Origin of the sequence: Ensifer sp. Root31, assembly GCF_001424825.1 — a bacterium.
GTDB lineage: Bacteria > Pseudomonadota > Alphaproteobacteria > Rhizobiales > Rhizobiaceae > Ensifer > Ensifer canadensis.
Map to the genome: position 1 here is coordinate 1 of NZ_LMCO01000037.1, position 12,153 is coordinate 12,153.

Sequence of the window (12,153 nt, forward strand, 5' to 3'; positions counted from 1 at the left end):
TAGCCGATCGGCGAAAATGCCGATCAATAACCAACCGAACCCAAGGAAAAGCCGCCAATCGAAGGCGTTTCGCCCCTTGTGTTCTTTCATTGGAGACCTCAATGCTTGACCTGAAACGGATCGCCCGCAGCACTTTGCTGCCGCTTCTGTTGCTGCCGGCGCCATCCATCGCCGAAGATGGCGGCCCGCACGTTACCAGCTGCGAAGCGATCTTCCATATGGTTGCGGGCTGGCAGAAGCAACCGCCGGAGTGGCCCGATGTCGAGCTGACGGCCGAGGTCGTGTCGTTGGAGGTTCAGGATCCGATCGCCGTCACCACCCTTTGCCCACAAACCAGGACCCGCGTCGTTTGCCTGGAATACAACAACAGCGCCTTGAAGCCGGGAGACCGGGTCGATGTCAGCGGGCTGGTCTCCGGCACTTTCGAAGACGGCGTCGTGCTCGATCCCTGCGGCACCATCAAGGTCGAAGCTGACGAAAAAACCTGACGACAGAAACCCGAGATCAGCGGGCAGCCGTCGCCACACGCACGAGGGTCGCTGCCGCCTTGCCGGCACTCTCCATATAGCTCGCATCCCGGTGCAGGAGCACGACTGCAAAACTGCCGTCGAGCAGCAACAGCATCTGGCGCGCCAGCTCGCCTGCATCATCGATGCCCGCCACGGCAAACATCTGCGTCAGCCAGGCCTCGAACTTCTTCTTGTGGGCGGCACCGATGCGGATGGCGGGATGGCCGGGCATGTTCGCAAGCTCGGCCGACGTGCGCAGGAAGCCGCACCCCTTCCATTTCGAATGCCGCGCTGCCCGGGCGAGATTGACGAAGATCGCCTCGACCTTCGCGGCAAGATAGCCGTCTGCTGCATCGAACCATCTGCGGAAGAGCGCCAGGTTCGGCTGGTCGCGCCCTTCGAGATAGGCGGCGATCAGCTCGTCCTTGCTCCCGAAATGGTAATAGAGCGTGCGTTTCGTCACCCCGGCAGCTTCAGCCACCGCGTCGACGCTGACGGCGCGAATGCCCTCGGCATAGAAGAGTTTCGAGGCGGCATCGATGATGCCTTCCCGGGTGGTGCGCTCTGGTTTTGCCATATCGATGTATACCGACTAGTGAATATACTTTTGATCTTCCCTCACCTAGCCTTCTTTCGTCAATGCCTCGCTCGACGCGAGGAAGGGAGAACACCATGTCCGACACCGTATTGCTGCAGATTTCCGATGGCATCGCGCTTCTGACGCTGAACCGACCGGCCAAGCTCAATGCGCTGAACTACGAACTGATCGATTGGCTTTTGGGTCTGCTCGACATGATCGAGGTGAACGACACCGTCGGCGCGGTGATCATCACCGGTGCTGGCGAACGGGCCTTTTCCGCCGGCGGCGACATTCCCGAGTTTTCCGGGAGCGTTGCCAAGGGGGCGAACACCGCCGTGCGTGATTTCGTCCGCCGCGGCCAGCGCCTGACCGCAAGGCTGGAGGCATTTCCCAAGCCCATCATCGCCGCCGTCAACGGTCTCGCCTATGGCGGCGGCTGCGAAATCACCGAGGCCGTGCATCTTGCCGTTGCCAGCGATCGCGCCCGTTTCGCCAAGCCCGAGATCAGGCTGGGCATGCCGCCGACCTTTGGCGGCACCCAGCGCCTGCCCCGGCTTGCCGGCCGCAAACGCGCGCTGGAACTGCTTTTGACCGGCGACGACTTTTCGGCCGAACACGCGCTCGAACTGGGGCTGGTCAACAGCGTCGTTGCCCACGACGAGCTCATGCCTGCCGCCCGCGCGCTTGCCAGACGCATCCTGCGACATTCACCGCTTGTCGTCCAGACGATCATCACCGCCGTCACCCGCGGCCTCAACATGTCGATATCAGAGGGGCTTCTGGTGGAAAGCGAACAATTTGCCCGCATGGTGCCGACCGCGGACCTCACAGAGGCGTTGGTCGCCTGGAAGGATCGGCACAGAGATATTCAACCAATCGGTTGACAATAACCGCGAGATCGGCGATATTCAACGACATGGTTGAATATATGAACGATCGGCTTGACGCCGTATTCCATGCGCTGTCCGACCCGACGCGGCGGGCGATGCTGCAGGATCTGTCAGCGGGTGAGCGGCTGGTGGGCGAGTTGGCCGCACCCTTCTCGATCTCGCTTGCCGCCGCATCGAAACACATCAAGGTGCTCGAAGGCGCCGGTCTCGTGCGGCGCGAAGTGCGCGGCCGGGCGCATGTCTGCCGGCTCGACGCCGAGCCGATGCATGCCGGCATGGAATGGATGCGCCATTACGAAGCCTTCTGGCGTCAACGCATCGATGTGTTGGAGGCACTGCTTCTGGCCGAGGACGCCGCGAAGGCCGCAGACAGGCAGACCACGACGCCGCAGCAAACGGAGAAGAAGCGATGACACCGCAAGCCGGCATGGACGACGGCGGATATGCCCGGATCGTCGCGCCGGATGCGGCACGCATCGAGCGGTTGTTGCCCGGCCCGATCGAGCGCATCTGGGCCTACCTGACGGAGGAGGACAAGCGCCGCCAGTGGATGGCGTCGGGCACCATAGGTGCTATAGCCGAATCGACGGTCGAACATATCTTCCGCCATGAGGACCTCGGCACGGATTGCGGTGAGCCGCCAACCAAATATGCCGCCCTTGCCGGCGAAAGCCGTATCCATGGCCGCATCATCGCCTGCAAGCCGCCGTACCTGTTGGCCTATACCTGGGGCGAAGGCACGCCGACGCCGTCGCAGGTGCGCTTCGATCTGGAGGCCAAGGGCTCAGAAGTGCTGCTGGTGGTCACCCATTCGCGCATCGCGACACAGGAGATGATGGCAAGCGTGGCTGCCGGCTGGCACACCCATCTCGACATTCTCGCCGATGTGGTTTCCGACCGCACCTCGCATGGCTTCTGGAACAAGCATACTAGGCTCGAACAGGAATATGCGCGGCAGATCGCTGCGCGCTAGTACCCGTTAACACATCATACTTGCTGCACGGTTTTCTCCCTTGGATCGATATCGATCCAGGGGCCCATGCCGCACGCCCATTCACCCCAACAGGATCAAGGGAGGCTACAATGTTGCTTCAGGATAAGAGTGCGATTGTTTATGGCGGCAGCGGCGCCATCGGCGGTGCTGCGGCGCGTGCCTTTGCCCGCGAAGGCGCGAGTGTCTTTCTCGTTGGACGAACGGCCGAAACCCTGGATCGTACGGCCAAGGCAATACGGGCGGCGGGTGGAAAGGCGGAGTTCGACGTCCTCGACGTGATGGATCAAGCCGCCGTCGAGCGGCATGCGCAATCGGTTGTCGACCGAACCGGCAGGATCGACGTGGTCCTGACCGCTGTCGGCTTTGCCCACATTCAGGGCCCGCCGCTTTCTGAGCTGACGCTGGAACAGTTCGAGCACCCGATTGCAGCCTATACCCGCGCCAACTTCATCACCGCCAAGGCGGCAGCAGCGCAGATGGAAAGAAACGGCAGCGGTGTCATCCTGACGCTTTCGACGCCCGGCTCGCGCATGTCCGGCTCGGGTTTCCTCGGCTACGGCACCACCTGCGGCGCCATCGAGACCTTCTCGCGCATTCTCGCCGGCGAACTCGGCAGCCATGGCATCCGCGTCATCTGCCTGCGGCCGGATGCCATTCCCGAGGCACTGCCAGCTTCGCATGCGCGCGCCGTCTTTCAAGGGTTTGCCGACCGGTTCGATACCACTGTGGAGGAGATGCTCGACGGTCGGGCAAAGTCCGGCACATTGCTCGGCCGTTTCCCGAGGCTCGACGAGGTCGCCGACTATGCCGCCTTCGTCGCCTCGGACCGGGCGGGCGCCATGACCGGCGCGATCGCCAACCTCACCTGCGGCTCGCTGGTTGATTGAAATGAACGACCGGCGGACCTTCACAGGGTCGCGTCGGTCGTTCTCTTCAGCTGCGCGCAAAACCCAGAATGAACAGCGCCAGAGCGCCGATCGAGGAAATCGTGCGCACATGGTTCCACCAGACCCAGTCGGTCAGGTAGTGCTGCTGCCAGATTTCGGTGGCAGCCTGCCCAGACGTGGCAGCCGCCAGCGCATCGTTCATCGGCACGTTGAAGATAATGGTGACGATCAGCACGCCGGCGACGTAGGCGATGCCGCCGGCCGCCAGCAGCAGGCTGCCGTTACCGCCCCAGATGAAGGCCGCGACGACCAGCGCGAGCCCCAGAAGCGCCGTGCCCATGAAGGTACTGAGGAACAGCGGATTCTGGATCACCACGTTGATGGCGTTCATCGCCGCGATCCCCTGCTCCGCCGGCAGCCGCGACAAAGCCTGCATGATGCAGACCGAGAAGATGAAGAACAGCCCGGCCATCAGGCCGGAGCCGATTGCGGCGGCAAACGCCAGAGCGGGGATCAGCGGGATCATGCGGCGATACTCCAGACACCAGTTGCAGCGGTCTCCCGGGCATAGTCGGCGAAGTCGCGCGGTTTGCGCCCAAGCACGCGCTCGACATCGGACGTCACTTGCGAATTGCGCCCGTCGAGCACCGACGTGAAGAGATAGCGGATGAGTTCGACATAGTCATCAGGCAATCCGTCGGCCCGCAACTGCACCGTGAAGTCGGCAACCGGCACGGACTGATAGCCGATCCGGCGGTTGGCAGCCGTCGCGATCTCGGCCACGGCCTGGGCAAAGGTCATCAGCCGCGGGCCTGTCAGCTCATAGACCTTGCCGACATGCCCCTCGTCCAGAAGGGCTGCAACTGCCACGTCGGCGATGTCGTCGGTGCTGATGAAGGGTTCGGTGATCTCATCCGGCGGCAGGAACACCGATCCGCTGCGAACGGAATCGGTCAAAAAATCCTCGCTGAAATTCTCGAAGAACCAGCTTGCCCGGATGATCGTCCAGTCGGCGCCGGAGGCCTGCAGTTCGCGCTCGGCCGCTTCCGCCTCGTCCTCGCCGCGCCCCGACAGAAGCACCAGCCGCTTGATGCCCGAGCGAACGGCAAGCCTCGAGAATTTGCGGATGGTTTCGACGGCGCCCGGCACCGCCAGATCCGGCTGGTAGCTGATATAGATGCGCTCGACATTTTCAAGCACGGGCGCCCAGGTCGCCTCATCCGTCCAGTCGAAGGAAGGCGATGCCGAACGGGCGCCGATGCGCACCGCGATACCCCGCTCCTCAAGGCGGGCCGCCACCCGCCGCCCCGTCTTGCCCGTACCGCCCAGAACCAGTGTGAGTTTGTCAGTCATCGCTTCCTCCTGAGGTTGATTGCAAAACATGAGCATCTCTCACATTTGCAAATGTGATAAATCCTCGTATTTTAGGAGTCAAGTCAAAATGTGAGCATTACTCATGATTCCCGATGCAAGCCCTTCCACAATCCCCGCTGACGACGAGCCGGCGCTGCGCCGCACGCCCAGCCAGAAGCGCAGCCGCGAGCGCGTCGAGCACATCCTTTCCTGCGCCACGGCGATCATCCAGGAGAAGGGCAGCGACGCCATGCGCATGAGCGAAGTCGCTGAAAAGGCTGGAATCTCGATCGGCTCCCTCTACCAGTACTTCCCCGACAAGGCGGCGATCGTGCGCACGCTGGCCGAGCGCTACAATGCGGTCTGCAATGAATGCATCGGGGCCGAGCTTGCCAAGGTGACGTCGATCTCGGAACTGCGTGACGCCTTCTCCATGCTGTTCGACATCTATTACGATATGTTCCTGGCCGAGCCTGTGATGCGCGACATCTGGTCAGCGATGCAGGCCGACAAGGCGCTGCGCGAGATCGACCTTTTGCAAAGCCGTGCCGGCGGCCAGCTTCTGGCCGACGTCTGGGCTCGGTTTGCGCCCGACACGCCGCGCGAAACGATCGACAGCGCCGCCTTTTTGATCATGCATCTCGGCGATTGCACGATGCGGCTTGCGGTCTCCGTCACCAGAGCAGAGGGCGACCAGATCGTCGAAGCCTATAAACGCATGATCCTTCGTGATTTTGTCGCGGATGGACCGGGCGGCGGCGCAAGTCTAATTGACATCTCCGGGGTGCGATCCTAATCATCGTGGATCGATTGGTTCCCGCAACGCGAACGCGTTTCGGGAGTAAACGGGAACGTGACGGATGGACCCATGCTGGGCATTCAAATCACGGCCGACCCCGCGACTGTAGAGCGACGTGAATGCGCCGTTCCGGAGCGATCCGGAAGAAGCCACTGGAGACAAGACCGCGAGAGGGCGGCCCTTGCTCTGGGAAGGCGAGGCAAATCCAGGGTGATCTCACCCGACGTCCTGAGCCAGGAAACCTGCCAGTCGATGCGGGCATAGGGCCCAAACCGGGAAAGATCCCGACGCCATCACGGAGGTTGTCATGGCTACATCTACAGTTTCGAGCATTCCGCTCTCCCTCAGCGATCGTCTGACCGCAGGTATCATCGCGCTCCTCATCGGCGGCTTCCTCGTCTTCGGCGCAGGCCTGGCGAACTCGGCCGTGCTGCACGATACCGCGCACGACACCCGCCACTCCTATGGCTTCCCCTGCCACTAAGCGATGTTCCGGGACGCGACTTGCGTTCCGCATCGACATAGCTGCGGACAAAAACGCTTCCGGCAGACAGCCGGACGCGTTTGCTCGCGTCTGATGCAGATTGAAGATCTGCCGGACGGAGCCGTTCGCATATTTGCCAGTGGGACACGGCGCTGCCTGCCAGATGCATGGCGCGCCGATATCGAGGGATATCGAAAATGATTGTCAGAACGCTTCTGGCCGCGATCGTGGCTGGATTGATTGCCGGTGTCTTCATGACCGGCGCCCAGGAACTGCGCGTCGTACCGCTGATCCTGCACGCGGAAGAATTCGAAGGCGAGGCACCGGCCGCCGGCGAACAACCAGCCGTTCAGCCGGGAACGGCCGATCCGGCCGCAGCAAACCACGACCAGCATTCGTCGCTGAAGGCGGTTTCGCCGATTGGCGCTTTGCTTGACGCCCTGTCGCCGATCACGCCTGCCTACGCCCATGAGGGCGAACACGAGGAAGGCGGCATCATGTTCGGCATGAGCCGCTTTTCCGGCACGCTGATCGCCAATCTGGTGACCGGCTCCGGCTTCGCGCTGCTGCTCGCCGGCGTCAGCCTCGTCATCGGCTACCCGATCACGCTCAGGAACGGCGCGCTCTGGGGCGCCTGCGGCTGGCTTGCCGTGCACATGCTGCCGGCAATCGGTCTGCCGCCGGAACTGCCGGGCTTCCCGGCCGCGGAACTCGGCGACCGCCAGGTCTGGTGGGGTGCAACCGTGCTGTTGTCTGCCGCCGGTCTCTATCTGCTGGTCTTGCGGCAAGAGATCGCCGCCAAGATCATCGGCCTCGTGCTGATCGCGGCACCGCATGTCTATGGCGCGCCGCAACCGTCGGACATCTCCAGCAATGTGCCGGCCGTGCTCGGCGCTGAATTCGCCGTGGCAGCCCTTGCCACCACGCTCGCGTTCTGGATTGTTCTCGGCGTCGTGTCGGGCTTCATCAACGATCGTTTCGCCAAGGCGTAACAGACCGGCCAGATTTCGCCATCAACCCGGAGCCCCTGATATCGCCGATATCAGGGGCTTTGTCGTCGAGATGTCTCAGCGCGCCTGCAATGCCAGCAGATGCGCCTGCAACCGCGCGCGGCGGTCGTCCGGCGCCAGCATCACGCAACTGTCGCAGAAGCTGCCACCTTCCGTTCGATAATAGAGACAGCAGCCGCCGCGCAGGCGATAGGTGCGCGACAGCGCATGATTGCCGCCGATCTCGATCACGATGTCCTCGTAACGGAGCTTGTCGGAAAATAGCGACGTACCCGCGCGCTTGACGATCGCCAGCGCCCTCGCCATCGCGGTCTCCTCGTCGCCGAGGACGCGGCCGATCTCCAGGAACCCACCGGCAAGCGAATCCGCCGCAAGCCGCCATTGCGCGCCCGAGGACAGGCCGGTGCGACGCTTCAACATGACGACGATCGGCGCCAGATGCGCAGCGAAGGTTTCGCCGAAGACGTCCGCAGTCGCCGGGGCATGATCCCCGGCTGCGGGCAAGGCAAGGCTGAAATGAAACCGCTTGGCCGCGACAAGCCGTTCGCCATAGGCCCGCGAAAATTCTTCGAAGCGAAGGCCGCGAACGGCTGCCACGATGCCCCCACCGAGATAGAGGCCGCCAAGCGCGAGCGTGAGCTGGTTGCTGTAAAAGGCAATCAGATGGGCGGCGCGGATCTTGTCGTCCATGCCCTCGGCAAAGCGATCCTGATAGGCAAGGCTGTCTTCAAGCCCGACGCCCTCCTCCACCCAGAACCGCGCCTCGGGAAGAAATACGTCGCCGGCGGCCCCGAGCGAAAAGCCCACTTCGGGGAAAGACGACTGCAGGTGCGCGAGAACGCCAAGGGCGCTCTGGCGCAACGCCGCGTCCGCCTCGTCCTCCGCCGGGCGCTCGTCCTGCCGCTCGTGGCCCAAGCTCATGCCGTCTCCCTGGTCTCAAGCCAGCCGCCGCGAAAATCCGCCCGCTGCAATCCGCGCCGTATGGCCGGAATGCTGCGCGTCAGCTCCCAGACGAAACCGTTTCTGGCATTCTCGATCATCATCACGACAAGCCCCTGGTCAAGCCCGACCACGCGGTCGTCGACCCAACCCTCCGGGCCCACACCGGGCAGGCTCGGATTGAACCCGCCGGGAAACCGGCTCTCGCACAGAATGTCCGGGTAACAGTTCTCGAGCTCGGCGAGTGCCGACTGCGACGCATCGGCAGCGAAAGGCAGACAGGCAACCGGTGCCCAAGGTGCCAGCGTGCCATCGTCAGGACCACCGGGCGCGCCGCGCGCCGCATAGCCGAGCATCCGCTGCCAACGCCCATCGACAAGCCGCTGCCGCCCCGCCGGTCCACCGCAGGCGCTGAGGCCCCACATATCCCCGCCGTAACCGGCGAAATCGCCGGGATTGCGCTCGGCATGGGCTCGCTGCAGCGCGATCGCCCGGCAGGTATTGTCGAAATAATCAGTCGCCTCGTCACGCATCGGCGCATCGCCAATGCCGCGAAGGTCCAACCAGGCTTGCGGAAAGAGATGGACGAACAAAGGCGCGGCCTGCAGATGCGGCGCACCGTCGACCGTGGTCCACGCATAGGCGGCCGTGAATTCGCGGTAGTGCTCCGGGCCGATTGCATGGTGCGGCGCGCCGAGCGCGAGCACGTAGAGCAGCAGTGCCTCGCTGTAGCCCTGCCATCGATACTTAAGAAACCGCCCGGGCGGTCGCCAGCCCATCGTCAGTATCTCGCCACGGCCGAGCGCCCAGCGCCAATCCACCCGGGCATAGAGCTTATCCGCAAGCGCGCGGATTTCCCGCTCCCCCGCACTGTCGCCGGAGAAATAGGCGCCTGCGGTCAAAACGCCGGCAATCAGCAGCGCGGTATCGATGGTGGAAAGCTCGCACTGCCACACCCGCTCGCCGGTCTTCATGTGGAGAAAGTGATAGTAGAAGCCGCGATAACCGGTGGCGAGCGCATCGCTCCCCTGCCGGCTTTGCGCCAGAAACCGCAGGGTCATCAGCACCCGGCCGGCCGCTTCGCCGCGCCCGATCCAGCCGCGCTCGACGCCAACAGGGTAGCAGGAAAGCCCGAAACCGGTGGCAGCGATGCTTGAGGGCGCGTCGGGAAGCGACGTATCGGCGACAAGCCCGGTGCCGGCATCGCTATAGCGCAGGAAATAGTCGAAAGCGGCGGACTGCAGCCTATCGACCTGAAAACGCTCCGTATTCCGTGTCTGTTGAAGCATATCCTCAGCTCATGCAGGCCCGTCGGCACGGTATCGATCGGCAGTAAACCCTGTCGATATCACCTTTTATTGAAGGTCAGCCAACCCCAAACAGTCGCGATAAGCCAATCCTGTGCTACATTTCCTGAGATGACGCGGCTCGCAATGACGGGTTGAAGCGATGTTAACCATGCTGGCGTTGATCCTTTCCCTGACTGGTGGCCCGACCCAATCGACCGCCGCGCACACCGACGTCGATGTCGAACTGGTGCTGGCCGTCGACATGTCCGGCTCGATGGATCTGGACGAAGCCCGCGTCCAGCGCGCCGGCTACGTGCAGGCGCTGCGCCATTCCGACTTCCTCAATGCGGTAACGAGCGGTCGCTATGGCCGGATCGCCCTTGGCTATTTCGAATGGGCCGGCACCGTCAACGAATCCTCCGTCGTTGCCTGGCAGGTGATCTCCAACGCCGCCGAAGCGGACGCCTTTGCCGCGCTGATCGAGGCCCGCCCCGTCGGCACCCGCCGCGGCACCTCGATCTCCAACGCGCTCACTTACGGCACAGCGCTGATCGACTCCAACGCCTTTGCCGGCATGCGCCGCATCATCGACGTGTCTGGCGACGGACCCAACAATATCGGCCCACCGGTCATTCCCGCCCGCGACATCGCCATTGCCCGCGGCATCATCATCAATGGCCTGGCGATCCTGATTAGACCGTCCGTCTCGACCGGGCCGCTCGACCAGTATTATGCCGAGTGCGTCGTCGGCGGCCCGGGCTCCTTCGTGCTGCCGGTGCATGAGCCGGAAGATTTCGCCATCGCCATCCGCCAGAAGCTGATCCTGGAGGTCAGCGGCCTGCCGCCACCGCCGCGTGTGCGCCTCGTCGATGCCTTGCCCGCGCCCGACTGCCTGATCGGCGAGAAGCTCCGGCCAGGCTTCATCGACCGCGTCTATCCCGAACTTGACAAGTAGTCGGCCCACATTGGCAACGACGCTTTGCCATGCCAGATTGTCGTTTCCTTACTGCATGTTTCCTTAAATCCTATTCGATTTAAGGATAAAAACAGGCAGCCATTCAAAGTGCTACAGCGACATTTGCGCGTCTAATAAGACGCGCGGCGCTGTAGGGCGCGCGCGTCGATAAGATGCCGCGTTCAATCGTGGATCGATTTCCTTCATGTCCCTGACCACCCATCCTGCGGCGGCCGACGCGTCCACCGACACCAGCACCCGACAGATCCGCGACAAGCTGCGCGATGCGATCGTCGAACGACGGCTTGCGCCCGGAACCAAGCTGTCCGAAAGCGATGTCGGCGATCTGTTCAACGTCAGCCGTACGCTGGTGCGCGCCGCGCTGCAGTCGCTCGCCTATGAGGGGCTGGTCACTGTCGAGAAGAACCGCGGCGCCTTCGTCGCCCATCCCTCGCCGGATGAAGCCCGCCAGATTTTTGCGACCCGCCGACTGATCGAGCCGGGCCTCGTGCGCGCCGCCGCGCCGCGCATTGGCGCGGCTGATATCGATGAGCTGCGCCGCCTGCTTGCCGCCGAACATCAACTGACCGCACAGCGCGGCCGGTCGGCGCGCCGCGCCGAGATCAAGGCCTCGGGTGATTTCCACCTGGCGCTCGCCGATCTCAGCGGCAATGTCATTCTCAGGCGCTTCATGGATGAGCTGGTGGCGCGCTCCTCGCTCGTCATCGCGCTTTATGGACAATCGAGCGTCTCGACCTGTGGCCACGACGAGCATGGCGACATCCTGACTGCGATCGAAACCGGCGACATCGACACCGCCTGTGCGCTGATGATCCGCCATATCGATCACATCGAGGCCGATCTCGACCTCAGGGAGCGCAAGCCGACCGACCTCAGGGCCGCGCTCGATCTCTGATCGCTGACAGCCAAAACGCTTGAACGGTTTCAGGGAGACGGCCTGCACCCGGCCGCAGGCCCCTCGCCGCTCCCCACGCCTCCATCATTCGAAAAAATCTTTCGCAAAAATTGTCACGGCGAAAGCGTGCCGGCTCTCGTCCGAAAGCCTTGTCTTCCAGGGCTTCCGACGGCCCCCCATCTGGCCGAACACATCGGGTCGGCATCGTCATGGTTAAAAAAGTGCAGCCGCGGAGGGAACCATTGGCGCTCCCCGGCGTTGGCCTCGCGCTCAAAAGACTATGAACGAGGAATGCAAGATGAGCGAAAAAACCTTCGCAACGCCGATCCACCTGAAACTGTCGTCCAAGCGGCAGACCGTCGTCAGGACGGTCTGGGAGGCGCTCGAACTGCTGCGGCAATGGCCGGGCAGACGTGGACGGGAATATCGTGCCGCCCTTCAGCGCTGCCTGGATGCGCTTGACGGGCTGACCAGCGTCAACAGGGCAAGCCAATGCTTCACCGCGGCCGCCCGTGAATCGGGCCTTCTGCTTGCCTGAGAAAAACTCC

The 12,153-nt window shown here is 63.2% G+C and carries 16 protein-coding genes and 1 riboswitch; of the genes, 11 read left to right on the forward strand and 5 right to left on the reverse strand.

Features of this window, described 5'->3' with window-relative positions; translation table 11 throughout:
- The first annotated feature begins 101 nt into the window (after positions 1 to 101).
- Positions 102 to 488 carry a hypothetical protein gene (locus ASD00_RS27180; protein ID WP_025427854.1) on the forward strand — a complete coding sequence of 129 codons (387 nt, stop codon included), beginning with the start codon at positions 102 to 104 and terminating at the stop codon, positions 486 to 488.
- Positions 489 to 504: 16 nt separating this feature from the next.
- Here the strand turns inward: ASD00_RS27180 and ASD00_RS27185 are convergent, their stop codons facing one another.
- The gene (locus tag ASD00_RS27185) at positions 505 to 1,086 is read right to left on the reverse strand and encodes a TetR/AcrR family transcriptional regulator (protein WP_057210268.1); all 582 of its coding nucleotides are present in this window, start codon (positions 1,084 to 1,086) and stop codon (positions 505 to 507) included.
- A gap of 95 nt (positions 1,087 to 1,181) precedes the next feature.
- On the opposite strand from ASD00_RS27185, the gene ASD00_RS27190 reads away from it, so the two are divergent.
- From ASD00_RS27190 to ASD00_RS27205, 4 genes are all read left to right on the forward strand, one after another.
- A complete protein-coding gene (locus ASD00_RS27190) occupies positions 1,182 to 1,973 on the forward strand; it encodes a crotonase/enoyl-CoA hydratase family protein (RefSeq protein ID WP_025427855.1) in 792 nt (263 codons plus the stop codon).
- A gap of 44 nt (positions 1,974 to 2,017) precedes the next feature.
- Complete coding sequence (locus ASD00_RS27195) at positions 2,018 to 2,392, forward strand: metalloregulator ArsR/SmtB family transcription factor (RefSeq protein ID WP_225906551.1); 375 nt, start codon at positions 2,018 to 2,020, stop codon at positions 2,390 to 2,392.
- Positions 2,389 to 2,952 (forward strand): SRPBCC family protein, encoded by a 564-nt coding sequence (locus tag ASD00_RS27200; protein ID WP_057210270.1) that lies wholly within the window; start codon positions 2,389 to 2,391, stop codon positions 2,950 to 2,952. Before ASD00_RS27195 ends, ASD00_RS27200 begins: the two co-directional genes overlap by 4 nt.
- A gap of 110 nt (positions 2,953 to 3,062) precedes the next feature.
- Positions 3,063 to 3,860 (forward strand): SDR family oxidoreductase, encoded by a 798-nt coding sequence (locus ASD00_RS27205; RefSeq protein ID WP_025427858.1) that lies wholly within the window; start codon positions 3,063 to 3,065, stop codon positions 3,858 to 3,860.
- A gap of 46 nt (positions 3,861 to 3,906) precedes the next feature.
- On the opposite strand, the gene ASD00_RS27210 is transcribed toward ASD00_RS27205, so the two are convergent.
- The gene (locus ASD00_RS27210) at positions 3,907 to 4,386 is read right to left on the reverse strand and encodes an anthrone oxygenase family protein (RefSeq protein WP_025427859.1); all 480 of its coding nucleotides are present in this window, start codon (positions 4,384 to 4,386) and stop codon (positions 3,907 to 3,909) included.
- On the reverse strand, positions 4,383 to 5,213 hold the full coding sequence (locus tag ASD00_RS27215) for an NAD(P)H-binding protein (protein WP_025427860.1): 831 nt from the start codon (positions 5,211 to 5,213) through the stop codon (positions 4,383 to 4,385). Before ASD00_RS27215 ends, ASD00_RS27210 begins: the two co-directional genes overlap by 4 nt.
- A 103-nt stretch (positions 5,214 to 5,316) precedes the next feature.
- On the opposite strand from ASD00_RS27215, the gene ASD00_RS27220 reads away from it, so the two are divergent.
- The 3 genes from ASD00_RS27220 to ASD00_RS27230 all read left to right on the forward strand — a co-directional run bounded on the left by ASD00_RS27220 (position 5,317) and on the right by ASD00_RS27230 (position 7,488).
- Positions 5,317 to 6,009 carry a TetR/AcrR family transcriptional regulator gene (locus ASD00_RS27220; protein WP_025427861.1) on the forward strand — a complete coding sequence of 231 codons (693 nt, stop codon included), beginning with the start codon at positions 5,317 to 5,319 and terminating at the stop codon, positions 6,007 to 6,009.
- Positions 6,008 to 6,277, forward strand: a riboswitch (cobalamin riboswitch). Its footprint overlaps the gene before it by 2 nt.
- A 42-nt stretch (positions 6,278 to 6,319) precedes the next feature.
- On the forward strand, positions 6,320 to 6,496 hold the full coding sequence (locus tag ASD00_RS27225; RefSeq protein ID WP_025427862.1) for a CbtB-domain containing protein: 177 nt from the start codon (positions 6,320 to 6,322) through the stop codon (positions 6,494 to 6,496).
- Between the two features lie 197 nt (positions 6,497 to 6,693).
- Positions 6,694 to 7,488 (forward strand): CbtA family protein, encoded by a 795-nt coding sequence (locus ASD00_RS27230; RefSeq protein ID WP_025427863.1) that lies wholly within the window; start codon positions 6,694 to 6,696, stop codon positions 7,486 to 7,488.
- Positions 7,489 to 7,563: 75 nt separating this feature from the next.
- On the opposite strand, the gene ASD00_RS27235 is transcribed toward ASD00_RS27230, so the two are convergent.
- Together ASD00_RS27235 and ASD00_RS27240 are read right to left on the reverse strand one after the other, a co-directional pair.
- Positions 7,564 to 8,427, reverse strand: a complete 864-nt coding sequence (locus ASD00_RS27235) for a (2Fe-2S)-binding protein (RefSeq protein WP_025427864.1) — start codon at positions 8,425 to 8,427, stop codon at positions 7,564 to 7,566.
- Positions 8,424 to 9,734 (reverse strand): glucoamylase family protein, encoded by a 1,311-nt coding sequence (locus tag ASD00_RS27240; RefSeq protein ID WP_025427865.1) that lies wholly within the window; start codon positions 9,732 to 9,734, stop codon positions 8,424 to 8,426. Before ASD00_RS27240 ends, ASD00_RS27235 begins: the two co-directional genes overlap by 4 nt.
- A gap of 160 nt (positions 9,735 to 9,894) precedes the next feature.
- On the opposite strand from ASD00_RS27240, the gene ASD00_RS27245 reads away from it, so the two are divergent.
- The 3 genes from ASD00_RS27245 to ASD00_RS27255 all read left to right on the forward strand — a co-directional run bounded on the left by ASD00_RS27245 (position 9,895) and on the right by ASD00_RS27255 (position 12,143).
- On the forward strand, positions 9,895 to 10,689 hold the full coding sequence (locus ASD00_RS27245; protein WP_025427866.1) for a DUF1194 domain-containing protein: 795 nt from the start codon (positions 9,895 to 9,897) through the stop codon (positions 10,687 to 10,689).
- Between the two features lie 205 nt (positions 10,690 to 10,894).
- The gene (locus tag ASD00_RS27250) at positions 10,895 to 11,605 is read left to right on the forward strand and encodes a GntR family transcriptional regulator (protein WP_025427867.1); all 711 of its coding nucleotides are present in this window, start codon (positions 10,895 to 10,897) and stop codon (positions 11,603 to 11,605) included.
- 298 nt (positions 11,606 to 11,903) lie between these two features.
- The gene (locus tag ASD00_RS27255; RefSeq protein WP_025427868.1) at positions 11,904 to 12,143 is read left to right on the forward strand and encodes a DUF982 domain-containing protein; all 240 of its coding nucleotides are present in this window, start codon (positions 11,904 to 11,906) and stop codon (positions 12,141 to 12,143) included.
- Positions 12,144 to 12,153: the final 10 nt, after the last annotated feature.